This is a genomic window from Acidithrix sp. C25, from assembly GCF_904848545.2.
Map to the genome: position 1 here is coordinate 570,084 of NZ_CAJHCI020000007.1, position 24,931 is coordinate 595,014.

Below are 24,931 nucleotides of genomic sequence, written 5' to 3' on the forward strand. Positions count from 1 at the left end.
AGGGGGTATCACCCACTAGTATCCCCTCTCATAAGTTCCCTGAGTTCTAGTTCCCCAGATACTTTGCCATCGATGCGAATATCTCGTCAGCTGTCTTTACCCACCTAAATGGTGTTGGGTCTTGGTTCCAGCGCTCTGCCCAGGTGTTGATCGAAGCAACGAGTTGCTTTTGTGACTTATGGGTGGATGTGTGGAGCATTTTGGTAGTCAGTTCCGAGAACCATCTCTCAACCAGGTTCATCCACGAGGAGTAGGTGGGTGTAAAATGGAAGTGGAATCTGGGGTTTTTTATGAGCCAGGCCCGTACAGCATCGGTTTTATGCGTTGCATAATTGTCCAGGATGATATGGACTTCGAGTTCTTTTGGAACTTCTTTTTTCACCTGATCCAAAAAGGCTATGAACTCGATCGCCCGATGAGCCTTTGTGGTGTTGGTGATCACCTTGCCAGAGGCAACATCAAGTGCTGCAAAGAGATTTGTTGTGCCGTTGCGTTTGTAGTCATGTGTTTGCCGCTCTGGAACAAAAGGTCTCATGGGAAGCAGTGGCTGGGTTCTATCCAACGCCTGGATCTGTGTCTTTTCGTCAATACATAGTACCAGTGCAGCATCAGGGGGATTGAGATAGATCCCAGTTATGTCGCGGACCTTTTCGGTAAAGGCCGGATCGGTACTGATGTTGAAGTATCCCAAGACATGGGGCTTGAGGCCAAAGGTTCTCCAGATACGTGAGATGCTCGCTGGTGATACCCCGATCCGCTTGGACATTGAAGACGTCGACCACTGGGTAGCAAGCGGGGGCTCTTCTTCCAAAGTGATCCTTAGAATCTCGGCGATCTTTTCGTCATCAATGCTTCTCGGTTTTCCACTTCTCGGTGCGTCATCGAGAAGTTCCACTCCGTAGTTGATAAAACGCCGCTTCCATTTGCATACCGTCTCTGTAGATATCTGAAGTCTTTGCGCGATCTCGTTGGTTCCAACCCCTTCGTTACTCCATAGGGCAATGCTGGCCCTTGCCACCTGTCCTATGGGAGCTGTGGACTTTCTTACCACTGCTTCTAATTCGCTACGTTCTTTGGGACTGAGCGGAACCACCGAAGCTTGTCGTCCAGATCTCTTCTTGGGCGGCTTGCTCTGGTTGGCATCAATGTTTGGCTCCTCTGAAATGGTGTGACTTTGCATCGTTCTCCCTTGCAAGGTTATGTCCTTACCAAGGAGAACAACCTTACGAAGGAGAACAACCTTACGAAGGGATTAATTCCTCAGTTTCAGGGAAATTATGAGAGGGGACACTAGTAGCAGCTGTTGGCAAGACAGGTGACATTCTTGGAATAGTGACACGTGAAGGCAATGCCAATACCGCCCGTGGTGCCGGGGAGTTTGTAACCCAGGTAATCAACAATGCCAGAGCCGCTGGAGCAACTGGTGAAATAACCATGCGTTTTGACTCTGGGTTCTTCTCAAGAGCCGTTAGAGACGCAGCTAGTGCGGGTGATGTTCGCATTTGCATTACAACACGGATGTCCAAGAGACTAAAAGGTATCATCTCCGATATCCAAGAGGATGCCTGGACTTCAATTCCCTACTGGCTTGAAGGTGGAGCTGATGTAGCAGAAGTGAAATATCGCGCATTTGCAAGAGATAGACAAGACGTTCGTCTTATCGTACGAAGGGTCAAGCCTACTCCAGGGTCTCAGCTGGCACTATTTAGAGACTATGACTATCACGCATTTATTACCGATCGACAAGGCGAAACGCTCTTTCTTGAGGCTGATCACCGAGTACATGCCCAGATCGAACTAGTCATCAAGGATCTCAAAGGAGGTTCTAGATGGAATCATGTTCCATCCAGATACATGAACGCTAATGCCGTTTGGTTGGCTCTGGTCTGGTTAGCTCTGGTCTGGTTAGCCATTGGTGCAATTGAACACAACCTGGCACGGTGCAACTGCACAACCCGACACGGTGCAACTGCACAACCCGACACGGTGCAACTGCACAACCCGACACGGTGCAACTGCACACAACCTGGCACGGTGCAACTGCACACAACCTGGCACGGTGCAAGTGCACACAACCTGGCACGGTGCAACTGCACACAACCTGGCACGGTGCAACTGCACACAACCTGGCACGAATAGGTGCTATTACAGAAACTGTAATAACCACACCAAAGCTTCGACGGTGTTACTTTCAGATCGCAGGACATATCACTCGTTCAGCTAGAAAAGTAATACTGCATCTTGAAGAACACTGGCACTATAAGGATAAGTTCTTAGAGGCTCTTGATCGGATCAGAAAGTTTGAGATCGCCATCACCTGAACATCTGGTTACCTAACACACTGAATATTACTTGAAGGAACTGCTCTAGAAGACAAGGGATTAGGTCACTATACCCAAAATGAGATTTCACAATCTCAAAAATGACCAAACAGGCTCAACCACAAAGGGATTAGGTCATATTTGGCACTCTGAAACCAGATTTAAGCCATAGACCCTCCGTCAAACCTAAATCAGTTCCTAAAAACCGACTCAGAGTCACACCGAAGGGCTCAAGCTGGTCCATTTCTGTGGATTCAGGCTAAATATCGCCGTTATGTAATGACAAACAGAGTAATTGACGAGATCAAACCCGCGATTCTTGAAGTGTGTACTCGTTTTGATTCCATCTCCGATGCTTTTGAGACAGAGGGCGATCATGCTCACCTGTCGATAACCAACGCAGCTAAAGTTGTTCTCTCAAGATTGCCGATGTCTATGAAGACGCTCTCAGCCATAAGAGCAAAGCTAAAAAACTAGCCGGAAGTCCGAGATGCCATGTGGGGGAAGTGCTTTTGGCCACCCTCATAGTCGGTAGTGTCTTGCGGTGGGAACCCATTAGAGACGGTGGGAAAGTACATAGAGAACCAGATACTCCCAAGAGGTAAATCAGGTAGACCGAGAAAGAACGAGGTCGCTTGACCGCTCCCTCACGGAAACCGATTGCGCTCCCGTTGGTTCAATTCTTTGATCAAAATAGCTGCTCGGTGGTGGCTAGCTGGAAGTTCTGTAGGCATTACGCTACCAAGGTGAGCTTGACAAGGCACTAATTTTGGCACATATGGGGAAGGCGCACTATTCTGTAATAATAGAAAAGTTGTCACAACTTTGCTTATGCGACGGGAAGCCTCTTATGCCGCTAGGTCATTCGGTGAGCCAGATTGGCGATCGACGGTGCATGATCAGAGTAAGAGATGGATCAAGAAGCGAATTTAATTCAGCTGAGGTTGTTGTGAGAGTAGGCAAAGGCGTTTACACGTTACTAATCATTTGATGGGATATCGAAGGTATGGCAAGCACAAAGGAAAACTTTGAGGACCGCAGTTCAGAGCCAACATCAGTAGATGGCGCGGTTAACAAATTCCTACGCATCAAGGCGGTAGATAAGACAAGTAACCAGCAAGAAGCTGCTCAAAAGCTCTTTAGTGTTTCGATGGTTATCTCAGGATTTCGTTGCATCTTGAGCTATGTCATACTCCCTTTTGTCCTTCCCTTGTTTGGAGTAGGGGCAACGGCTGGAGTTGGTCCCGCGATTGGAATACCGGTCGGTGTTATAGCTTTAGCCTTTGATGCTCGGGGTATCCGTAGATTCTGGGCTATTGGTTATCGTTACAAGTGGCAAATGACAACTATTTACCTAATGGTGATGGGACTCGTTTCGTACCTTGTAATTGTCGATATAGTTCACTTAGTCTCTAAGTAGTCACTTCGGCTGATTGAAGCCCCCAAAACTTCAGTCTTCGACCTTCGTTGAAATTGGGAGTCTGACCCTTGTGTATTTCGAAGGCGTTCGCAATTACTTCAACTGGCAGGTGGGTGATGCGGGCATGGATTTGTATTTCATGCTTCTGTGCGTTTGTTAGCCGGAGCAGTTTCCTCGAAATTTTTGCTGCAAAAGCCCGGACTCAAAATACTATTACGGATGCCAAGCACCGATTGCTATTTTTTGCACGTCTCCTAAGAGGAATGGCGCAACACTAGGTTCTCCAGCGACGTTGCGATGAAGAACCTTAAAATCACCCAAGTGTTAGCCATGTGGGGTCAATCGGTAACCAGGAAGTCAACTCTACCGATTTCCCTGCTTTTGCGAGATGCAAAATACGCCCTGAAAGGGATATTCGTATTTCGAACCATATCTAAGCGGTGGCAATGGGTATTAAATCGCTGAACCGTAGTCCGTCACAAGTGAAAGCAAATTTGACACTAAGAGTGCTTTGGGAACAACCAGGGCCATCAATTGTGCCCTTGTACGTTCGGAAAACGAATTGTTTCAGTGATCATCCCAACTGTAAAGTGCCTAGCTCTTAGAAGGTCACCGCAAAATGGCACAGTTCAGAGTCAACGCTTTCAAGGCTGAATCCTGCACTTAGTAGGGAGCGCTGCGAAGCAATGTTGTCTGGAGTTGTATTGGCAGTAACCCTTTTAAGGCTCTCCTAACATAGATGTGGATCAAGCAACCCTTTCGTAGGGGAGCTTGAGATCAATCGGACCGCATGAAAGCATCACCAAGCCAAGTGTTGATTTTGCAGAGTGAAGACCATAGCATCTAGCAATGGCGGATCTAATATATTGTTTAGACCCTCAAGCCTTCCATTGGAGACACCCTTTTCAAGCTAGGGGGCTCAATAGCAGCCATAATTCCAGCTTTATGGATTCGAATTGTCTTTGATAATCTGACAAAGCTAGGTATCTGTGATCGTGAAGCACGAGCACACCAGGAATCCAAGAACTCAGCTACTTCGTCATTGGATAATCCACTACCGAATATCCCTCTTAGGGATTCTTTCATCTCTAAGGGCTTTAGAAGTATTGCAGCGGTTGACTTTATTTGACGTAGAGTCTCATTTTGGCGTTGAGTCAAATCACCAGGATTCTTTAGTAATGCCCATCTTGCACTCACAAACCTACGGGCGTAATCTGGAGTAGGAAGTTTTCTCAGTTGGCGCCATAGGTCGCATCTTACCTCCTCCAGGGCCTCAGTGCCCAATTTAACGACATGAAAAGGATCGAGTGCGATTTGAGTATCTGGTGTGCGATCAGCGAAAGCTTTAGCAAAAGCTGGTCCCATGTCCATTGTTGCTACTTGTGTGAGAGCTTGGAACGTTGCGAACCAAGCTCACATAAGAACCCATCTAGACTCTTAGCGCTTTTTCCTTCTGCTCCATAGACGATCTTTCCAGTTTCATGATCTGTTACGGGCTCTAAATAACTTGGGTTATGTACTTATGGTGTTTACGATAGGCAATCTCATCTACCTCTATTATTGAGAGCTTCTCTAGTCGCTTTGGATCGATCTCTTTGGCTACTACTCTCTCACAGATCGTACCAACTGTTTTCTGAGCAATCCGGGTGAGCTTCGTAACTGTTGTTTTATCCATCTTTGCGGTTGAGCCGGCAACTAGATGTTCAAAGTCTCTCGTGAAGCGAGATTCAGATACCGGTCACCCAAATGGCACTGACTCAGTGATTACTCCATGATTGGGGCATTTCGGTCTCCGTAGGGCACAAGAGATCCAAGTACGACGTATTCCCATGTCAAGATGTCTCCAGCGTGAGTTGACAAGTTCTGATGTCGTAGCGGTATTTTGTTTTGAATTTACGGCTTATTCAACAACACGGTGGACATGCGAGTTTGGATCGTGCAAGTTTGACATCTACAACAATTTCATCTTTTGAGATAAAAATATCGTTGACAATGACACCTTTAACGTCAAGCAACTGCTTGACTAGAGAGTTAGCGTGCACGGTTAGATCTCCTAAATCTGTGTGTTAGTAACTTCAAATTTAGAGGTCACAAACCGTGCACGTTTCATTCAATGCTTTTAAAGACCCAAAAGTTCTTATCGTGCTGGCGTTACTTATCGGTTATGGGGTCTTGGTGACCCACATGAGGGTTAGGAGAGCCCCTTTTAAGTCCATTTTCATTGGCTACTTTCAAAAGGATCATGATTGCCTCCGCGGCCAAACCGTGTTCACGGGCTGAGGGTGCAAAACCATAGCCAATTTCGACAAAGCTTCCGGTGGGGGCGCTCCCTTGAAACCGATTCCTCCGATTGCTAACCCATCTGAGAGACGAGAAATTCGGTAATAACCGAATGGTCGTTGTTCTGCGGATATCGCACTTGCTCGGAGGAACATCCCGACCCCGATAACGTCACCGTCAAATGGATAATCTTGCGCCCAAGCGTCAGAAGGTCCCGTACTGCGCTACACGATACGTTCACCCTCCGCCACATCGATCGCGTGTAGTTGGAGTCGCGGAGTTATTAGGTCGGTCATGATAACATCGCTTTCACTTAACATCTTTCACTTGTGACTTTCAACTGAGATCTTAGCGTCACAATTATGCCGCTATATAATACAGAGCTGCCTAGATTGTGCGGCGACCCTAGGTGTCAGGATGGTTAGCATCTGCTCATTTAAAATAAGAAGAACTCAATAGGGCGAGAATTCGAGGAGTGATGATCCTTTATCCAAAGGATTAAAAAGAAGCTGTTATTAGTAAAATAAGGATACTCCTTTTAGATGCAAGCACCTACTAGTGCTTTAGAGTGTTTGACTGAACTGCCTCTTAATCGAGTTTGACTAGTTGGTTTATCTTTAATCCTGGATCCACCGAAAATTTAGTCGATCAACTTTGATTTAGACATAGAAAAGGTGCTCTGAACTGGTAGAATGATGTTTGAAGACACTTCAAATCCATCAGTTCAAGGAGCACCTTTTAGATGCGAGCATCTGCTAGTGCTTTAGAGTGTTTGATAGTCACCTTTGACGATTCGAACGCAGTTTCCAACAGTGGGTTAATACTCCCTATCACCCTTGCTGAGAGACTTGGCCTTAGGGATCTCTTTGATTTACACATTGACCTAGAGGATCGTCCTGGACGAGCAAATGTTGGCAGAAAAGCTATGGCTATCGTCGCATCTATCTTGGCCGGTGGTGATTGCATTGATGACACTGCAATCCTTGAAAGCCCAAATGCACAAGTTATCCTTGGTCAGATAATGCCAGCACCATCCACTCTTGGTGTCTTCTTGCGTAGTTTTGAGACCAGTGACATCGCAGATGTTGAACGAGTTGCAGCTTTGTTGCTAGAACGAGCCTGGCTAGCTGGAGCAGGTCCAGGTGATGAGTCACTCACCATTGATGTTGATTCCACGATATGTCAGGTATATGGAAACAAAAAAGAAGGAGCTTACTTTGGTTATACCAAAGTAAGGGGGTATCACCCACACCTAGCAGCTGTTGGCAAGACAGGTGACATTCTTGGAATAGTGACACGTGAAGGCAATGCCAATACCGCCCGTGGTGCCGGGGAGTTTGTAACCCAGGTAATCAACAATGCCAGAGCCGCTGGAGCAACTGGTGAAATAACCATGCGTTTTGACTCTGGGTTCTACTCAAGAGCCGTTAGAGACGCAGCTAGTGCGGGTGATGTTCGCATTTGCATTACAACACGGATGTCCAAGAGACTAAAAGGTATCATCTCCGATATCCAAGAGGATGCCTGGACTTCAATTGTCTACTGGCTTGAAGGTGGAGCTGATGTAGCAGAAGTGAAATATCGCGCATTTGCAAGAGATAGACAAGACGTTCGTCTTATCGTACGAAGGGTCAAGCCTACTCCAGGGTCTCAGCTGGCACTATTTAGAGACTATGACTATCACGCATTTATTACCGATCGACAAGGCGAAACGCTTTTCCTTGAGGCTGATCACCGAGCACATGCCCAGATCGAACTAGTCATCAAGGATCTCAAAGGAGGTTCTAGGTGGAATCATGTTCCATCCAGATACATGAACGCTAATGCCGTTTGGTTGGCTCTGGTCTAATTAGCCATTTGTGCAATTGCACACAACCTGGCACGGTTCACTGCACGAATAGGTGCTATTACAGAAACTGTTATCACCACACCAAAGCTTCGACGGTGTTACTTTCAGATCGCAGGACATATCACTCGTTCAGCTAGAAAAGTAATACTGCATCTTGAAGAACACTGGCACTATAAGGATAAGTTCTTAGAGGCTCTTGATCGGATCAGAAAGTTTGAGATCGCCATCACCTGAACATCTGGTTACCTAACACACTGAATATTACTTGAAGGAACTGCTCTAGAAGACAAGGGATTAGGTTACTATACCCAAAATGAGATTTCAGAATCTCAAAAATGACCAAACAGGCTCAACCACAAAGGGATTAGGTCATATTTGGCACTCTGAAACCAGATTTAAGCCATAGACCCTCCGTCAAACCTAAATCAGATCCTAAAAACCGACTTGAAGTCACACCGAAGGGCTCAAGCTGGTCCAATTCTGTGGATTCAGGTTAATACTTGCTGGAAAGGTAAAATATCTTATTTCATGGAATCGAGCTTCAATTTTTTAAAAGTCAGCTGAGCGTTGAGTCTTTCTGGCGCTCTCTTCGAATCAAGAAGCTCCAAGATGTCGACCCTAAGATTGCTTTTTCTTTTCGACCTTTCGAGCAGACTCGAGATATGGCTTTTGCTCTCCCTTGGCACTCTTAAAAGAGTGGGCGACTCATACAGTGGACCTAAGGTGAACCCTTTTGTTCAAAGTCTAAGAATTTGTTTGCGGTGTGGACAAATCTTGAGGTAAACGGCTGTTGGAAGTTATTTGTGAGGAAGTTCATGGAAGGAGGCTTCCCAGAAAGAAGTTTCCATGAAACTAATGCGAAGTCTGGATCGCAGCGGCTAATTATGAGATCACCTTTTGGAGACGTTATTGGTGTGACTATCGTAGGCGGATCGCCTTTGTAGAAGACTATTGTCTCGCGCCGATCACGTTCGACTGGCCATGGGCTGATCTCGATCTCTTCGTCTTGGTCTGCTTGGTATGGAGATTGACTAGCTTCGAGGGCGTTGTTCCGCGTAGAAGATATGTTGATCGCTAAGTCGATGATCTCTTTAAAGCGATCTAAGGGGTATAGAAAGAGGCTACTCGTAAACGCGAAACGTTCTAGGAAGGCCGATTCGATTCGATCAGTTATCTCTGACTTTTCAATGGTGCTTACTAGCGGTTCGGCGCTAAAGGATACGTTGCCTGACTGAATGAAAGTCCTGGGGTTATCTACCCCGGTTTCGCCTAGCAAGCCGACAAGGTCAGCCGTCTTGATCCTACGGCTTCCAACATTGATACCGCTAAAAAGACCCACGTAACGCATTGTGTCGACACTCTCTCAACGGTAATAATAACCTTCATTTTAGTGTTTGGTGGCAATTAGTAGCGCCTGGGCGAGATTAGCGCTATAGGCGGACACCATAGCGAGATTGGCAATTTTTCTTTTGTGCAAGGAGGCCCTCTCTATAAGTTTTGGTATCTTTTGTATTCAATACCAAAGCAGAGGTAATCAATCTCCCTAGGTGTCAAGGGGGTTGGCATCTATTCGAATAGAATACCAACCATGCAGGGCGAGAACTTTGATCGAACACGATGAAGCCTTATCCCAAGGATCAAAAAGAAGCTGTTGTCAAGATGCTGAGGGAGCTGTTGTCAGATCCCAATGCACCCAGAGGTGCAATCGCCGATTTGGCTAAACAAGTCCAGATACCAAAGACAACTATCTACATCTGGAATCGTGAATTAAAGGACCAGATAGATCGCCAAGATCCAACTAAGCGAACCCCAGCCAGTTTATGGAGTTCAGAGGCTAAGTTCCAAGCCGTGCTTGCAACTGCAACAATGTCTGAGTTGCAACTTGGAGAATACCTTCGCACAAAGGGAATCTTGAAAGAAGAGCTAAATGACCCTCTCTGCCAAGAGTGTTGTCACCTAGCTTGATTTTTGTTTCTAAGAGGGCGAAGATGGAATTGACATGAAAAGGTATCCTGCGGAACTAAAGAATAAAGTAGTAGCGGCTCTATATGAGCTCGATAACTCAGAGCCAGCGAAGGCTGGCGCTATTGCAAAGATCGCAAAAGATCACGGTATCAATGCAAACGTGGTCTACCAGTGGAACTCGGAACGTAAAGCCAGAGTCATCAACTCAAGCGAATCAATCAACAAGATCAAAGCTGTTGTTGACACAGCTGCTATGAATGAGCACGAACTCGGTTCATGGTTGAGAGCTAATGGTGTTCTAGCAGAAGATTTAGAGGAGTGGCGAAATACCTTAGAGTCAGCCTTTGACAATAAGCGTGCTGCTAATAGGGCTCACCAGGTAGAGCTTGATAAAGAGCGTAAAGCAAGATTACGAATTGAAGCTGAACTTCGACGGAAAGAAAAGGCGCTAGCAGAAGCTGCTGCTCTATTGGTTCTTCAAAAAAAAGTACAAGAGATCTGGGGGGAAGAAGGGGACGTCTAGTCTCTCCCCTCTGTATCTAGATCACAACGTTCGAGCTCAAGCTGTAGTTCTCATCAATGAAGCAATAGACGCAGGTGCCAGATGCTACAAAGCCTGTGAAGTGCTCAAGATATCGACTCGTACGTTTAGGCGATGGGAATCTGGTGTAACGGATCGCCGGCGAGGAGCTTCTCATAGACGTCGCTTTAATGCTTTATCGGAGGAAGAAAGAGAAAAGATCATCGAAGTGTGTACTTCGAGTACGTACTCGTCTCTTACCCCTGCCCAAATAGTTCCAAAGCTCGCTGATCAGGGAAGATATATCGCCTCTGAGAGGACCTTTTATCGAGTTCTAGCCGATAACAATCTAAACAAGCGCAGGAGCAGGACGAAGCCGCCGAAGAAGAGGTCTAGGCCAGTACACACAGCAGTAAAACCAGGTGACATCTGGACCCTAGATATTACTTGGCTAAATGGACCAGCTAGGGGTATCTACTACTACGCCTATGTGATCATCGACCTTTATTCGAGGAAAATAGTTGGCTGGGAAGTATACGAATCTGAAAGCTCTGAGCAGCTAAAGAGAGTTGTAAAGCGAGCGATAGCTCGAGAGAATATGGCTCCGAAAGTGATCCATAGTGACAATGGGTCACCCATGAAGGGATGGTCACTAGTTGAGTACTTGTATGAGCTAGATGTAAATATATCGCGGTCACGGCCTCGGGTATCACCGTTAACCGGCTAATCGTGAGGCTCCATTCCCGCGAATCAATTTGCCTCGATTAGCAGGTTAACAGGGCATTATCCGGGCTCGAATCGGAGGTTCGAGCGCACTAATGTACCCATTAGCCGGATAATCTAACGACAATGCTCATATTGAGTCGCTCTTTAAGACCGTGAAGTACTTTCCAAGCTATCCCTATGGAGGATTTGCCACAATAGAAGAATCGCGCAAGTGGATGAGTGAATTCGTTGATCACTACAACAACGACCACCAGCACTCTGGCATCAAATTCGTAACCCCGCAACAGGCACACAGCGGAGAGCATATCGAGCTACTAAATAGAAGGCGCGAGCTCTACGAGGGAGCTCGCAAATCCAAACCAGGACGGTGGATCTCGGGCAAATGCAGAGACTGGGATCCAGTATCAGAGGTACCTATTGTTCCTACGAATAAATCGGTGGGAGATGAATCAAAAGGGAGGCAAAGGGAGGTAGCTTAGATTGTGCGAAAGTGACAACTTCCTTGGCAGGCTCCGATGACTGGCGTATTACCTGTTCAAAGGCGAATGACAAGACTGGTGAAGCGGTATCCAAATACAGATCTGCACTAGCAAGTGAGAAGGTCAGATCAAAGAAGTTCGAGTCAGAGCTAAATAGAAAAGAAAAGGCACTCGCAGAAACTTACACATTGCTGGAGTTGCTAAGGAAAAGCCCAGGCGACCTGTCGGGGACAAAGAGGTCGAATGACCTCCCCTTCAGATCGCCTACTTGTAAGTAGAACTTATTGAGGAAGCTCATAACGGCGGAGCTAGGCTTAGACTAGCGGTCAAGGAACTCGGACTGTCACTACGTAGCTTTCAGAGATGGAAAGCTGAAGGTGACAACACCCACGACAAACGCCCCTTTGCCACTAGGGCTAAACCCAGCTTTGCTCTAGTGTCCCCTCTCATAAGTTCCCTGAGTTCTAGTTCCCCAGATACTTTGCCATCGATGCGAATATCTCGTCAGCTGTCTTTACCCACCTAAATGGTGTTGGGTCTTGGTTCCAGCGCTCTGCCCAGGTGTTGATCGAAGCAACGAGTTGCTTTTGTGACTTATGGGTGGATCTGTGGAGCATTTTGGTAGTCAGTTCCGAGAACCATCTCTCAACCAGGTTCATCCACGAGGAGTAGGTGGGTGTAAAATGGAAGTGGAATCTGGGGTTTTTTATGAGCCAGGCCCGTACAGCATCGGTTTTATGCGTTGCATAATTGTCCAGGATGACGTGGACTTCGAGTTCTTTTGGAACTTCTTTTTTCACCTGATCCAAAAAGGCTATGAACTCGATCGCCCGATGAGCCTTTGTGGTGTTGGTGATCACCTTGCCAGAGGCAACATCAAGTGCTGCAAAGAGATTTGTTGTGCCGTTGCGTTTGTAGTCATGTGTTTGCCGCTCTGGAACAAAAGGTCTCATGGGAAGCAGTGGCTGGGTTCTATCCAACGCCTGGATCTGTGTCTTTTCGTCAATACATAGTACCAGTGCAGCATCAGGGGGATTGAGATAGATCCCAGTTATGTCGCGGACTTTTCGGTAAAGGCCGGATCGGTACTGATGTTGAAGTATCCCAAGACATGGGGCTTGAGGCCAAAGGTTCTCCAGATACGTGAGATGCTCGCTGGTGATACCCCGATCCGCTTGGACATTGAAGACGTCGACCACTGGGTAGCAAGCGGGGGCTCTTCTTCCAAAGTGATCCTTAGAATCTCGGCGATCTTTTCGTCATCAATGCTTCTCGGTTTTCCACTTCTCGGTGCGTCATCGAGAAGTTCCACTCCGTAGTTGATAAAACGCCGCTTCCATTTGCATACCGTCTCTGTAGATATCTGAAGTCTTTGCGCGATCTCGTTGGTGTCCAACCCCTTCGTTACTCCATAGGGCAATGCTGGCCCTTGCCACCTGTCCTATGGGAGCTGTGGACTTTCTTACCACTGCTTCTAATTCGCTACGTTCTTTGGGACTGAGCGGAACCACCGAAGCTTGTCGTCCAGATCTCTTCTTGGGCGGCTTGCTCTGGTTGGCATCAATGTTTGGCTCCTCTGAAATGGTGTGACTTTGCATCGTTCTCCCTTGCAAGGTTATGTCCTTACCAAGGAGAACAACCTTAGAAGGGATTAATTCCTCAGTTTCAGGGAAATTATGAGAGGGGACACTAGATGAATCTGAACGTCAAGAGATCTTAGATACCATGCATAAGGAGGAGTTCTCGTCACTTCCTCCAAGTCAAGTAGTTCCAGCCTTGGCCGATAAGGGAATCTATCTCGGATCGGAATCTACCTTTTATCGAATTCTTCGTGACCACAAGCAAAACAACCATAGAGGTAGAGCCAAAACAGCAGTTAAACGTGGTACTCCTAGTCATTTGGCAAATGCTCCCCTTGAAATTTGGGTAACAGATATATCCTGGCTACGTGGACCAGTACATGGAGTTTTTTACTACCTGTACTTCGTAATGGACCTTTATTCGAGGAAGATAGTTGGATATGAAGTATACGGATGCGAATCATCTCAGCAACTTGCCGATTTAGTTGTAAGAGCAACTCTCCTAGAAGGAGGAAGAGCTCCTAAAATCTTACATAGCGACAATGGATCTCCTATGAAGGGATCTTCTCTATTAGAGCTTTGCTACAAAATGGGGATCACTACCTCGAACTCACGACCTCGGGTTTCTGATGATAACCCCCACATAGAGTCGCTCTTTCGCACTACCAAGTACTGGCCTGGTTATCCATATGGAGGATTTGAAAACCTTAGAGATAGTCGGACCTGGGTGGAGAAGTTTGTCAACTACTACAACTACCACCACCGACATAGTGGTCTAAAGTTCGTTACTCCCCATGATGTTCATGAAGGAAACCATCTCGAAGTACTCTCGATGCGACAGAAACTCTACGAAACGACAAAGGAACTCAACCCAAAGAGGTGGATCAACTCTAAAGCGAGAGACTGGAGCCCACCTGGCGAGAACCTGGACTACACCTCCAAGGGATAAATCCATCCTAAGTTCTACATTATCTGCGTAGTTCTAAGTCGATTGACCCAACACGAAGAGATTCAAGATCTTAGAGACTTTAATTTAATTAGTAGTAGTAGTAGTAGTAGTAGTAGCAGGTTGAAAGAGCCTCGTGGGCGAAGGTTATTGGATTGTGCGTAAACGCGAAGCGTTTTCCACATTTCAATTACCGTTTGCGTAGCGATCGTCCACAACTCAATAACCCCAGTTAGCTTCCTAAAGAGCTAGAGGCCTGAGATCTCAGAGGGAAGGTGGGTATAAATCACACCACAAGTCCGTCATCGATCAACACAGCCAGGAGGTTTCCTATTTGCGAGCTCCAATGGTCCGTTGCGTGACGATAGTGCGACGATTTTGTTATCCAGCTTCGATCTCATGAGCCCAAAGATATTTAGGATTGTCAATTAGTTAGCCAAATTGGCAGACCCAAGTGTGGTCATTTGATCTAGTTGCCGACTTGTCGTCGGCAACTAGATCAAAATTTCGTCACGGATAAGTCGATCAATGAGGAACCTAAACTAACTAGATTTTGGCGGCACGAAGGTGCCAGAAAACCATTAATCTCAAACTAAGCAAATGTGCCAACTATCTTGACACTCACCGGTGGCGAGCGTTGTGTTAAAAGGCGGAGATACCTCCGTTGGGTAAGTACTACGAAGATGGGCGAAAGCGAACCATCCGATGACGCATCGAAACCCAGATGGTTGACATCAGAACCAAGGTCGGCCCATATCCTTGGGATAAGTTTGGCAGGTTGTCTCGTTCCTGGCCAGGCAAGTGTCTCGTGTAAAGGTGGCATGAGCGTAGTATGGGCTTTCATACTGTTGCTGGAAACACATATCGAACTCAGGAACCAGTCGTGTGGCTGTCCCTTTGGAAACAGAGAGAGCGGGAGTGCACCGAGGCCAAAAGCCGAAGGTAAGAGTGCCGGATGCTACGCAGCGGGGCGGACTGGGGTGTATTAGCAATGAAGCTCTTGTAATGAGACTTTGAGCAAAGGCTAAAGGCGAACGGACTGCAATGGACTAGCCAACTCAGCAATGAGCAGGAGCTAACACAAAGCAGTTGCGAGCGAGAAGCCGGATGAAGGGATACTTTCACGCACGGTTCTGTGAGTTATGCGGCTAATCCGAGTCCGGACTTAGCTATCTCCCATACACGCCTAGTTTTTATTACCCTGTTTTTTTCTCCGGATTGGCGGGCAACGGCGCGTAGGAGCTCCTCGTGACGACGAAGGATGGCGGCGATTGCTTCAAGACCAACACGGAGTTGCTCGACTTGAGCGACTAACCCCGAAAGGGTTAGTACCTCCAAAGCCCGTTGGCAATGCTCATGGACCACTGCATGGAGTTCGGGTCGGCGATACAGCGTCGCGCGGCCGATCTGGGCTCGACGGGCAACTGCATCGAAGGTTATGGCTGCGCCGGCTTCTATTAGCTCGGCACAAGCTTGTTATACCTTTTTGATTTGCTTCTGGTACATTTTTATTCTGACCTCTCTAGCTTGCCCTAATAGATAGCGACAACGCAACTACGCGGTCGCCCCCACAACATCATCAGCTCCAGTGATGCTCTACGCCCCCATAGTAATCAACCAAAGCGTCGCCCTACAAGGTCTCGGTGTCGGCCAGCTCCACCCCCCCCTCGCTCCACCTTTATCTTCAGTCGCATTCCGCGAGGGGATGGGCTGGAATTGTTATCCTGAGTACCACAAACCCAAAAGAGCGCTCACATCCCAGTATCCTGCACGAACTCTCGGAGTTTCCGCACCCCAACAACCGCTGATACTAATTATTGGTCACATAAAAGGGGAGCGGGAGGGGAAGATCCCTCCCGTCTCCCTACTAAGTTCTGGCCTGCTGCGGATCAAACCCAGCGTTGGCTCCGTCGCTATCTGATACTTCAAAAGTAGCGGAGAGTGCAACTACTAATTTTGCGACAGCTACCGCATCGACCACTTCAATTGGAACCTGTCAGTCAAGTTGTTTTTCAACAGCCAAGGCAATTAGCTGTCAGGGAAATGCGGCAACCCGAGCGAGATAGTTCTTCATTCACTCGCAAATAATGCCCCTCCGTGTTGGGGCTACGGATACCCATTGCTTTGGCTTTTTGGACAATCGGTAACGCCTTCTTCTGTTACTAGCGCGATTAGCCCGTCCTTTACGAGTGATGATGGGGTCGTAGAAGTCTTCTTTTCGCCGCCGCCAACCACTGCCTTGGCATCTGGGCCAAATACGGTTGGATTTGTTATGGTTTTACAGTGACGTTGCCAAATGGGGCTAAGGCTCTTGCTCTCGTGCTACATCTATCGAGATCGGCTGGCAAACCGTTGTGCCAGTTCCTGAATTTGCAGTTATGCATCCCAGTCTGTAATGTGCCGATACAAGTCTCTCCTTTTGTTGCATCGGCAAGCTTGGCTCCTTTGGAACTTGGGTAATATCCAAGTATCTCTCCAGTCAAGTTTGCACTTCTAGGAGTTTGGCCTGCGGCATTATCGTCTTGGTAGTGAGCGTAAAGTCGATCTATTGATCTATTGTTATCGGGCTTAGTTCGATTTTGTTCAAATTGGCGAAATCCATGAGCTTTTTAAGACCACCGATAGTAGACCATGTGCTACCAGGAGCTGAAGTGCAATCTGAGTCATGGAGGAGAATTGTGCTGCCGCCAATTCCATGTCTCATTAGATCGGAGATGACCGATTCACTGGTGGCGCTTGCTCGCCAATCTCTTCCCCACGTTGTCCAGAGCCGAATCTTTAAGTCGAGTTTTCTCGCTGCAATCAATGTGCCAATGGAGATTACACCGTAAGGGGGTCGATAGTAGCGGATCTTTACTCCAGTGGCGGTCTCAACGATCTCTTTGGCCTTTGTCAAGTCGTATATTATCGTTCGTGTGCTTCGAAAGAGGTGATTTCGATGTTCGTAACCATGTAGTGCGATTTCATGGCCGGCCTGGGCTACAGCGTGGGCTAAGTTTGGGTGCGCTTCCACCATTGACCCGAGCATGAAAAACGTCGCATGGACGTTGTTCTCTTTTAGGATTTGGAGGACTTTGGGGGTTGAAACTGGATCTGGTCCGTCGTCAAAGGTCAATATGGCGCGACCTGCTTTTGTGACTCCCATTAGATCTGGAAAGAAACGTTGGGTAAATGGGAAGAACCACGTTGTTGCCGGTAGCGAATGAACCACTAGGGGGGGAGCAATAAGAGCTATCGTCCTTTTTATATAACGTGATTTTGACATCAGATTGATTTTAGCCATCGGGGTCTCTCTTTTAGGCACGGGTAACTTCAACATCGGTGATCCTTTGGGAAAATTGTTTTAAGTGTCTCTGATTAGAGGCGTAAATCCACCTTGGTGCCTTTAACAAACTGTGCGTTTTACCTTAGCCAGATTTCAGCTCTCTTTGGGAGTTGCGGGAAAGTCAGGCTCTTTATCGGGCTGTTTTATCTTTGCAGCACTTGGGGGATTATGAAGATTTTGATCACGAGATGAAGAGATGAAAGATCAAAGCATGAAGGTCAACACGGGGGCCCTAGGTTAGCTAGCAGACCCCAGCGTATCCAAATACGCCTACCCCAGGCGCTGGATTGTTGACTATGCCACTTGCTCCGGTTGAGGCTACCGATCCCATATGGACGACGTACCACTGGCCCCTCCAAGATATCAGAGATGCTATACCAATTGAGTATGTGGAGTTGCCAACTCGATAAAGTAATCGAGAGTCTCCAACATGCCAGTACCCGGTGTTTGAGTAGCAATTTCCAGGAGTTACCCAATTGGCGCTCCAACTTGGTACTGCAATGCCAATAAATTGAGCTGTCGATGCGTTGGCACCAAGGTAACTGTGGGCAGCCAGGATGTCAAGTTTGAATGCACCGAGAAGACGGGTTTGATAGTCGGAAGCTGGATTCGTGATTGTCTTTAGCGAGACGTAAGCGGATTCAGGAAAAAATGAAGGCAGCGCCAACGTGGGGTTGCCAGTTGTTATTGCATTCCAAAGATCGGCGATTTTGGTAATAAATTGCCGGCTATTCGTGCTAGGAAAGACACTGGTCTGTGGTAGGGTCCCAGGATCAACCGTTGTAGTCGTAGCGGGCACTGCGGTGGTTGTGGTAGTTCTCGGCACTATGGTGGACGTGAGTGCCTTCTGGGTCGCTGTTTGGTTGGATTTGCCTATGGCGTACAGTCCGCTAGCGATAACGACTAATAAAATTGCCGTTCCTAGCAGGATTCGTCGCACTAAAAATTTGGAACGGCGGTTTCTCATCTATGCTTTCAACTTCTTGTATTGGTAAGTATACCGTTTATCAGAATTAGAAAACACTGAGATCAACGGTACCGCTTTACCAAGAATAGTGAGTATATAGGTCGGTACGATTGGTAGTAATTCAGATATACCGAAAGTGTTCAGCAAAGTTGACCTTCGCGGCTTTCGGTTCTTTGAATTAATTTCCTGATCAGACTTTGACGAAGATGCCTTGTGCGCACTTTTTCGCTATCGCCCCAGCGATTATTTGATTTAGACCTGGGGATTGGCCCGATCCGAGTTGCTGTTCTTGATCAGCTCATTGCGGCCATATGGATTCATACTTATCAAGTTTCGTAAGCAAGAGCCATTTTGGAATCAGATTCGCGGAGTAGCGGATGTGGAGACGCAAACACACATGTATTGAGAAGTCGCTCTACCAAGGACATTTCAAAGTGCCTTCGGTTGAATCGGTATGCGAATTCCTCGAGGCATAAGTTGCTTATGTTCCTCACGTCCGTGGTATGTTCCGTCGATAAATTTCTTGCAGTTCCCTATCAGGATGTTGAGCCATTTGAATGTTACATGTGCTTGTTCGTCTTTGGATAGAGTGAACCCGTGCGCTAGTCCAAGGTCTTTCAGCACATACCCCGTAACTTGGGTTACCATCACTTATCAGCTTGGTGTCGGAATCTAAACGTCTCACAAAAACATCTTTGGGTGATTTAGCAGTGGTATCTTTGATTACTTCCATGAAGCAATGAGTAGGAGCACCATTGCTAATCGACACTCCAATTAGGACATTGGTTTGTTTTGTTCCCTTTCCTCTTCTGCCTTCGCCATGGCTCTCACCACCTAAAAAGAACTCATCTACTCAGGCGTTTTCTCCAAGTTTGTATAAACCATCTCGGTCAGCCGGTACGCTCAGCCATTGCTTTTCGTAGCTTATTTAGCATCAACCAGCCAGTCGAATAAGATACTTGAACGAATTTAGCAGGGGCTCTGATGGCTAGGGGGTAGTAGCCGAAAGACCACGCTTGTCGTTGGACAATAGATAGATAGCAGAAAACCACTCGGAAAAAGAGATATGACTTCGATGAAAGATGGTTCCGGAGGTAACGCTAGTTTGGCGGTGAAAAGATTTACATTGAAAAAGTGGAGCTCGAGACGCTGCATTTCTTGAAATGATTTGGCCTTACTAAAGTAAATTGATCGAAGTCACACTTTGGACATCTAAATCCCTCATAGCATAAGCAATTTGATCAAATGATCTTCACATGCTTCTTGCGACGCGGAAGCGTACCATAAAGCCTGAGATATCTACCTAGACAGCTTTATTGAACATCTGTTCTACTAAGGATTAGCTCCAATCTGGTCTCGGTGAAGGCGAAACTTACGAAACTTGATAAGTATGTATGGATTTGTCTGGGATTTTTTTCGGATCAGGATGGAAGCTCCAAGTGGCAAAAGTTCGCTAGATGAATCTATATTTGTATTTTAGTTTTGAAGCGATGACTGGGTATGGATCGTTGAGTTTTGTGACAAGTTTGACTTGATCTAAAATCTGCACTTAGGTTTGAAGTTTGAGACAAAAGGGTGCCACGATTCATTGTCTTGCCGGTGAGATTTTAGACAGCTTCAATGCAGCCTTTGAGCGTGGGCAGTTGGAGCTGACCTAAAGGGTAATTTCCTATTGGACTTTTATGATCCTATTACAGATATCGGAAGTAGGGTGAAGTTGTTCTTCTTCAAGATGGATTCCATCCATGCAATATGCTTTTCGACCTGCGGGTTGGTCATTCCTGTGGAATTGATCTCATAGACACGACCCTTACTTGGTATGAACTTGGTTAGGCTTTCGACGACTACGGCTTTGACCAAGGGTACGTGAGAAAGCGAAGCCCACGCTAGGTCTACACTATTTACCACTCCGACCGGCGCGTAAACAATCGATTGCAGACCAGTATCGGCCAGAATTATCTTTTGAGATTTCGTTGCATCTTCGATAGGGGCGAAGATACGTAAGCCAGAGTTTATCGGCCATCCGCCATTGACAATCGTCACACCGGCTGAAGCTAAAGCTCGTACTTGGTCAGGGTAATGAAGTGCGATTGGTCCAGTGATGACAGCGCCTATTCCTGAGTCGGCAAGTTGGTGGATTAGCACAGGGTCAAAGATTGACCGAGGTGTCATTGTAACCAGTGCGTAGGCATAAGGTGAGGACATGGATGCTGTGCCGACATTTAGCTGAGTAGTTGTCGCATTGACCGCAATGTTCGCGCCGCTAATTATTACCAACAGTGCCATTGCGAATTTGACCAAGACTCCGACCGGTCCGTGGCCGGTTGACCTCTGGCGTCTTGGAGTTTTGCGTTGGTAGTAGTCAACTTCAATCATCTTACCTGGATCACATACAAAGACTTGAGATGCTCGCTTGGTGGTAAGTTCTGGATTCGCTGTCAGCTCATGGACGGTTTCAATAAGCTCCTTCGGACTTTTTGCCCAAAGGGAGACTCCCGATGCTTCCATCTCGATTACGTTTCTCAAGCCATGGCCCTTGATCGGGTTGTACGAGACGACCGGGACTCCTGCCGCAAAGGCCTCAAGAGCTGTAAGGCCACCAGCATTCTGAATCACAACATCGCATGCGCGCATGAGATCTGCCATACGGTCGGTCCAACCTATGACGCGGCCGACATTCAGTTTTGAAAGATCGTCATAAAGTGCCTTGTTCTTACCACAGACTACGACCGGGAAGATATCGTGAGAATTGCCTAGCGTCAACAAGGTATCTTTTAGATCTCCAACGCCCCAACTGCCTGCAACTATTAGTGCTGAAGCAATTTTTTGAGGTATTGAGAATTCATCCCGAATCGATTCCCGCTCCATATCTCCTATGTGGTGGAATCGCTCAGATACCGCAGGGCCGCTTACCATGGGAGTTTTGTTAACTAGTCGTTCAACTTGCCTTACGGAGATGTTGTGAACTGCTAAATATGCATCGATTCCTTCGTCAACCCACATAGTATGCACAGAAAAGTCAGTTAGGAAAGTGTAAGCAGGAACCTTCATGGGCCTCAGTACAGACCGACGAGCTCGTCCTAGGACTAGTGAAGCAAATGGGTAGGTGGTAAGGACGATGTCGGCATCGACCTCCTTGATCCACTTTCTGATTCTTGGGAAAAATATGAAATAAAAGATTGAGACGATTGGGGGCTTGATTGCTTTGAATGATGCGAAGATACGAAATAGCGCTTCGTAGCTCCATTGGGCATGATCTAGCTGTAGCTCGTAGGTGCGCTCGAGAATTTTTCCGATTAGAGGTGCAGCATCAAGGAAGTCTCTAGTTTCGACATCAAAGCCCCTACTCGTAAGCTGTAGGGCGATTTCCTTAGCAGCTCCGTCGTGTCCCGCTCCCATTCTGGCGGACACGATAAGCACGCGTTTTGGCATAAAGATGTAACCTTTTCTTCAACAGACTTTTATGGTGTACATTTTCTCAATTATTTCAGCAGTATTATTTTCCTTAGCTGCCTTTATTCAGCATCGGCAGGCTCAGCGCACACCACACTCAACCAACCTAAGGCTATCTTTGATTTCAAAGCTAGTTAAACGACCCTATTGGATCCTAGGCGTTTTCTTGGATCTATTGGCCTTTTTGGCTCAGTTCGTAGCACTAAAGCTCGGTCCTCTTCTAATCGTTCAACCAATTTTAGCCTTCGGCCTTACTTCAACTCTCCTCCTGGAGGCTATTTTTGGCGCCCATAAAGCGTCTAAGCGTGTTTTAGCTCTATCTTGCGTTTCTGCTCTTCTTTTGGCGCTATTTTTGGCAACTACCACCTTTGGATCTAGCCAAAGGGTCGTTTCGATATACGTCGGAACTTCTCTGAGCGCGTTTTGTGTAGTTGCATTTTTAGCCTTGAGGTTCTTTGGTGATAGATTGAACCCTACTCAACGAGGAATTGCGATGGGCGCTGCGGTGGGAACCTTGCACGGAATTGCCACTTTTACCACAAAGGTCCTTACGACGACCGTCGCATCCTATGGCTTTATTGGCGCACTGTCGAAGTGGCCCATCTATTCTCTCGTCATAATTGGCGCTATTGATGTAATTTTGACACAGTCGGCATTTCAAAAGAGCTCTCTTTCGGTTGTTATGCCCCTTATCAATGTCCTTGAGCCGGTAATCGCAATGGCACTTGGAGCAACCATTTTGGCCGAGACGATCCGGTCGCGCTTGGGGGGATTTGGCCTTCTTGCGATACTTGGGACGATCGCTTTATTGTCAGTGTTTGTTTCGAGGTCCGCCTCGGTCCTTGTGATTCAGGCGGATCAGAATCAGCTAAATAGTTGATTGGGATGTCGTTTGTTGGGCCGTAAGGCCTGCTAGGAGTTAGAAAGTTGGCACGACCTGAGATATTGACCTCTAGGGCACATATCCTCATATTAGTTTTCTCGGGCTTTATTTGACAGAGTGTTGTCTTTTAGCAATAGCGGCAGCCAGGTTGGGGTAGCTTAGTTTTTTATTGGTGCCAACCGTTTTTGGTCATGGCGCGATTGAGTTCAAGGGTTTGAATTGAGTCGGTATTTTTTTGATTTGACGAGGAAATGTTGGCTTTCTTCGCAAGACTACGTTGTCTCAGATAGTTGTCGTTCGGTGATACTGTTAGTTCATGGACAGCCCGGCAACGGGGAGCTTTGGGGGGATCTACCCAGCCATCTGGCGGATAGCTTTGATGTTTTGAGCTACGATCGGCCAGGTTGGGGTAGTAACTTAGATGAGCCTCTTGATTTGGCAGGTAATTCCCGAATCCTAGACGAAGAGATCAAGAAGGTCCGAAGCGCGTTTTCTTTGACGGGCAGCGGCTCACGACCGTTGGTGGTGCTCGGCTATAGCTATGGTGGCGCCATCGTGTTGGGCTCAAAGGAGGTGGTAGATGACGAGTCCATCTCGGTCCTACTTGTTGCGCCTGCAGCTGAGGTAAGTTCAATTGGAGAGATGGACCGGCTCTTTGAGACTAAATTTGTAGGGCAACTGCTCTCTTTGATCTCTGCAACTCTATCTAAAATTGCCACCCGCGATAAAGTTTTGGGAGTGCTTCGCCATGCTCATTCGCTTTGGTACGAATCGGTTACAATGCGTAGTGATTTTGAAGCGCTGTCAAAGACATTGCCACTACAGCGGCCAGTCATTGTCGTTGCCGGCCTTCGCGATCGAATCGTTCCACCAACTTCGATCTCCAAGCTGGCATTTTGGCTAAACAATCCAGATATCGAATGGGTTACCCATGGATCTCACTTGGTCGTCTGGCGATCTCCGAATGTGATCGCAGAGATAGCTCGTTCGCGGGCCGTTAAATCACGAAAAGTTTAGGATTTTTTTGGTATTATGAATAATTAGTTACAAAAATAAAAAAAATAATAAATGAAACTAAGTTGAAACATGGTTAACTTGTACTAGAACTTGTATTATCAAGTTGTTTACCAAGTTGTGACAAAAGGTTAAGGTCGGATCGACTCGTAGAGAGGCGATATCGGTCGAGTTTGCAATGGAATGTAAACAACGAGGGGACGTATCGATTCGTCTAGGCGAGTAGGTCTGATGTGTCGATAGATGTGTCTTTATCTTTATGGTAGGGACGTTTGTATGTACTGGATGGCTTTTGGCTGGGGGCTAAGAGAAGTCAAGGATCTGAAGGTCTGGTTTTTTGCACCAATTCCGGAGGTTGTGAACGGTGGAGTCTATGAAGCAAGCAACGTGGAATTACGAATATTGGCGACCACGAGCACTGTGTAAGGATTATGAGCCTACTCTTTTCTTCCCAGTAGGGGTTACAGGGGAGGCTGAGGTTCAAATTCGATCTGCTAAGGTCGTTTGTGCGCGCTGCCCAGTTGCGATGCAGTGTCTTGAGTTCGCGCTTCGAACAAATCAAGAGTACGGAATTTGGGGCGGAAAAGACGAGGAAGAGCGCCGAGTTATTCGAAGGATGAGACGACAGCGCCGTAAGTTGGCTGCTGCATCTTAGCAGTATTTATCGACTTTAATTAATTCTCGTCCTTGTTGAAAAGACGTAGTATTGACCTAAGTCTTATTTCGCAAAGCTGTTTTTATGAAGCCGACCGTGAATATATCGCTAATTAATATTGATTCGGTTATTTAGTGTCGAGCATTGGCCTATTTCGCAAGTCCGTAAAGAGATAATCTGCCTAGTAACGGGATATATGCATCGATTTTGTAATTAATTGAAAATGAAGTGGTAATACAAGATGATTTGATTGAAACAAGTTCCAGAAGTTGCATTATTACTTGGTTTTTATTTGGCTGCACGCTGGTGATTGCGGGCACAAATGAGAGTTGATATTTTGGTTAGGTGACTCCAAATACCGGATAGTGATTTTTTATCATTTTTCCCCATGGGGATGGAAATTTGCGCCCGATTTTAACTTGTGCTGGGCTTTATCGGGTTGTATTTGCTACCGAAGAGGAAGAAATTGGGATAGGACTGTCTTTTGGTTCTTGTGATTTTTTATCCAATTGGACTTTGGCCCACGAGTAGGTTTTGATTTTTGTCCG

The 24,931-nt window shown here is 46.8% G+C and carries 22 protein-coding genes and 4 pseudogenes; 14 read left to right on the top strand and 12 right to left on the bottom strand.

Going from position 1 to position 24,931, the window contains the following annotated elements; all coding sequences use genetic code 11:
• Window positions 1-46: 46 nt before the first annotated feature.
• Window positions 47-1,180: an IS630 family transposase gene (locus ACIDITHRIX25_RS84050; protein WP_249685821.1), complete on the bottom strand. Its 1,134-nt coding sequence runs from the start codon at window positions 1,178-1,180 to the stop codon at window positions 47-49.
• A 137-nt stretch (window positions 1,181-1,317) separates the two neighbouring features.
• Between ACIDITHRIX25_RS84050 and ACIDITHRIX25_RS84055 the strand changes: the two are divergent.
• The 4 genes and pseudogenes from ACIDITHRIX25_RS84055 to ACIDITHRIX25_RS84070 form a co-directional block, all read left to right on the top strand.
• Window positions 1,318-2,139 (top strand): annotated as a pseudogene (locus ACIDITHRIX25_RS84055) (transposase); the annotation flags it as partial.
• Complete coding sequence (locus tag ACIDITHRIX25_RS84060) at window positions 2,085-2,321, top strand: hypothetical protein (RefSeq protein WP_201732035.1); 237 nt, start codon at window positions 2,085-2,087, stop codon at window positions 2,319-2,321. The pseudogene ACIDITHRIX25_RS84055 and the gene ACIDITHRIX25_RS84060, both read left to right, overlap by 55 nt.
• A 252-nt stretch (window positions 2,322-2,573) precedes the next feature.
• A complete protein-coding gene (locus tag ACIDITHRIX25_RS84065; protein ID WP_283770453.1) occupies window positions 2,574-2,798 on the top strand; it encodes a transposase in 225 nt (74 codons plus the stop codon).
• A gap of 529 nt (window positions 2,799-3,327) precedes the next feature.
• Window positions 3,328-3,741, top strand: a complete 414-nt coding sequence (locus ACIDITHRIX25_RS84070) for a hypothetical protein (protein WP_052607177.1) — start codon at window positions 3,328-3,330, stop codon at window positions 3,739-3,741.
• A gap of 870 nt (window positions 3,742-4,611) precedes the next feature.
• Here the strand turns inward: ACIDITHRIX25_RS84070 and ACIDITHRIX25_RS84075 are convergent.
• The 3 genes from ACIDITHRIX25_RS84075 to ACIDITHRIX25_RS84085 form a co-directional block, all read right to left on the bottom strand.
• Window positions 4,612-5,112 carry a transposase gene (locus ACIDITHRIX25_RS84075; RefSeq protein ID WP_283770445.1) on the bottom strand — a complete coding sequence of 167 codons (501 nt, stop codon included), beginning with the start codon at window positions 5,110-5,112 and terminating at the stop codon, window positions 4,612-4,614.
• 127 nt (window positions 5,113-5,239) lie between these two features.
• The gene (locus ACIDITHRIX25_RS84080) at window positions 5,240-5,416 is read right to left on the bottom strand and encodes a hypothetical protein (protein WP_201732037.1); all 177 of its coding nucleotides are present in this window, start codon (window positions 5,414-5,416) and stop codon (window positions 5,240-5,242) included.
• A 678-nt stretch (window positions 5,417-6,094) separates the two neighbouring features.
• A complete protein-coding gene (locus ACIDITHRIX25_RS84085; protein ID WP_201732038.1) occupies window positions 6,095-6,262 on the bottom strand; it encodes a hypothetical protein in 168 nt (55 codons plus the stop codon).
• 501 nt (window positions 6,263-6,763) lie between these two features.
• Here ACIDITHRIX25_RS84085 and ACIDITHRIX25_RS84090 point away from each other — a divergent pair.
• Complete coding sequence (locus tag ACIDITHRIX25_RS84090) at window positions 6,764-7,870, top strand: IS1380 family transposase (RefSeq protein WP_201732039.1); 1,107 nt, start codon at window positions 6,764-6,766, stop codon at window positions 7,868-7,870.
• Window positions 7,871-8,588: 718 nt separating this feature from the next.
• Here ACIDITHRIX25_RS84090 and ACIDITHRIX25_RS84095 read toward each other — a convergent pair.
• The gene (locus ACIDITHRIX25_RS84095) at window positions 8,589-9,218 is read right to left on the bottom strand and encodes a DUF1697 domain-containing protein (RefSeq protein WP_201732040.1); all 630 of its coding nucleotides are present in this window, start codon (window positions 9,216-9,218) and stop codon (window positions 8,589-8,591) included.
• A gap of 269 nt (window positions 9,219-9,487) precedes the next feature.
• On the opposite strand from ACIDITHRIX25_RS84095, the gene ACIDITHRIX25_RS84100 reads away from it, so the two are divergent.
• From ACIDITHRIX25_RS84100 to ACIDITHRIX25_RS84120, 5 genes and pseudogenes are all read left to right on the top strand, one after another.
• On the top strand, window positions 9,488-9,835 hold the full coding sequence (locus ACIDITHRIX25_RS84100; RefSeq protein WP_201732041.1) for a hypothetical protein: 348 nt from the start codon (window positions 9,488-9,490) through the stop codon (window positions 9,833-9,835).
• 34 nt (window positions 9,836-9,869) lie between these two features.
• Window positions 9,870-10,358, top strand: a complete 489-nt coding sequence (locus ACIDITHRIX25_RS84105; protein ID WP_201732042.1) for a hypothetical protein — start codon at window positions 9,870-9,872, stop codon at window positions 10,356-10,358.
• Between the two features lie 100 nt (window positions 10,359-10,458).
• Complete coding sequence (locus ACIDITHRIX25_RS84110) at window positions 10,459-11,082, top strand: DDE-type integrase/transposase/recombinase (protein WP_201732043.1); 624 nt, start codon at window positions 10,459-10,461, stop codon at window positions 11,080-11,082.
• A gap of 127 nt (window positions 11,083-11,209) precedes the next feature.
• Window positions 11,210-11,560, top strand: a pseudogene (locus ACIDITHRIX25_RS84115) (integrase core domain-containing protein); the annotation flags it as partial.
• 11 nt (window positions 11,561-11,571) lie between these two features.
• Window positions 11,572-11,838 carry a hypothetical protein gene (locus ACIDITHRIX25_RS84120; protein ID WP_201732045.1) on the top strand — a complete coding sequence of 89 codons (267 nt, stop codon included), beginning with the start codon at window positions 11,572-11,574 and terminating at the stop codon, window positions 11,836-11,838.
• 186 nt (window positions 11,839-12,024) lie between these two features.
• Here ACIDITHRIX25_RS84120 and ACIDITHRIX25_RS84125 read toward each other — a convergent pair.
• Window positions 12,025-13,125, bottom strand: a pseudogene (locus ACIDITHRIX25_RS84125) (IS630 family transposase).
• A gap of 160 nt (window positions 13,126-13,285) precedes the next feature.
• On the opposite strand from ACIDITHRIX25_RS84125, the gene ACIDITHRIX25_RS84130 reads away from it, so the two are divergent.
• Window positions 13,286-14,089, top strand: coding sequence for a DDE-type integrase/transposase/recombinase (locus ACIDITHRIX25_RS84130; protein WP_201732046.1), 804 nt, complete (start codon window positions 13,286-13,288; stop codon window positions 14,087-14,089).
• Between the two features lie 1,137 nt (window positions 14,090-15,226).
• On the opposite strand, the gene ACIDITHRIX25_RS84135 is transcribed toward ACIDITHRIX25_RS84130, so the two are convergent.
• The 6 genes and pseudogenes from ACIDITHRIX25_RS84135 to ACIDITHRIX25_RS84160 form a co-directional block, all read right to left on the bottom strand.
• Window positions 15,227-15,424: a hypothetical protein gene (locus tag ACIDITHRIX25_RS84135; RefSeq protein WP_201732047.1), complete on the bottom strand. Its 198-nt coding sequence runs from the start codon at window positions 15,422-15,424 to the stop codon at window positions 15,227-15,229.
• A 964-nt stretch (window positions 15,425-16,388) separates the two neighbouring features.
• Window positions 16,389-16,514, bottom strand: a complete 126-nt coding sequence (locus tag ACIDITHRIX25_RS84140; RefSeq protein WP_283770446.1) for a hypothetical protein — start codon at window positions 16,512-16,514, stop codon at window positions 16,389-16,391.
• Between the two features lie 117 nt (window positions 16,515-16,631).
• Window positions 16,632-17,369 carry a polysaccharide deacetylase family protein gene (locus ACIDITHRIX25_RS84145; RefSeq protein WP_160291756.1) on the bottom strand — a complete coding sequence of 246 codons (738 nt, stop codon included), beginning with the start codon at window positions 17,367-17,369 and terminating at the stop codon, window positions 16,632-16,634.
• 283 nt (window positions 17,370-17,652) lie between these two features.
• Entirely contained in the window at window positions 17,653-18,378 is a 726-nt protein-coding gene (locus ACIDITHRIX25_RS84150) for a hypothetical protein (protein ID WP_152625912.1), read from the bottom strand.
• Between the two features lie 490 nt (window positions 18,379-18,868).
• Window positions 18,869-19,171: pseudogene (locus ACIDITHRIX25_RS000000104340) on the bottom strand (hypothetical protein); the annotation flags it as partial.
• Window positions 19,172-20,058: 887 nt separating this feature from the next.
• On the bottom strand, window positions 20,059-21,810 hold the full coding sequence (locus tag ACIDITHRIX25_RS84160) for an MGDG synthase family glycosyltransferase (RefSeq protein WP_201732048.1): 1,752 nt from the start codon (window positions 21,808-21,810) through the stop codon (window positions 20,059-20,061).
• Window positions 21,811-21,841: 31 nt separating this feature from the next.
• Between ACIDITHRIX25_RS84160 and ACIDITHRIX25_RS84165 the strand changes: the two genes are divergently transcribed.
• From ACIDITHRIX25_RS84165 to ACIDITHRIX25_RS84175, 3 genes are all read left to right on the top strand, one after another.
• The gene (locus ACIDITHRIX25_RS84165) at window positions 21,842-22,711 is read left to right on the top strand and encodes a DMT family transporter (RefSeq protein ID WP_052605121.1); all 870 of its coding nucleotides are present in this window, start codon (window positions 21,842-21,844) and stop codon (window positions 22,709-22,711) included.
• Window positions 22,712-23,014: 303 nt separating this feature from the next.
• Window positions 23,015-23,731, top strand: a complete 717-nt coding sequence (locus ACIDITHRIX25_RS84170; RefSeq protein ID WP_160291755.1) for an alpha/beta fold hydrolase — start codon at window positions 23,015-23,017, stop codon at window positions 23,729-23,731.
• Between the two features lie 370 nt (window positions 23,732-24,101).
• Window positions 24,102-24,383, top strand: coding sequence for a WhiB family transcriptional regulator (locus ACIDITHRIX25_RS84175; protein WP_082058546.1), 282 nt, complete (start codon window positions 24,102-24,104; stop codon window positions 24,381-24,383).
• Window positions 24,384-24,931: the final 548 nt, after the last annotated feature.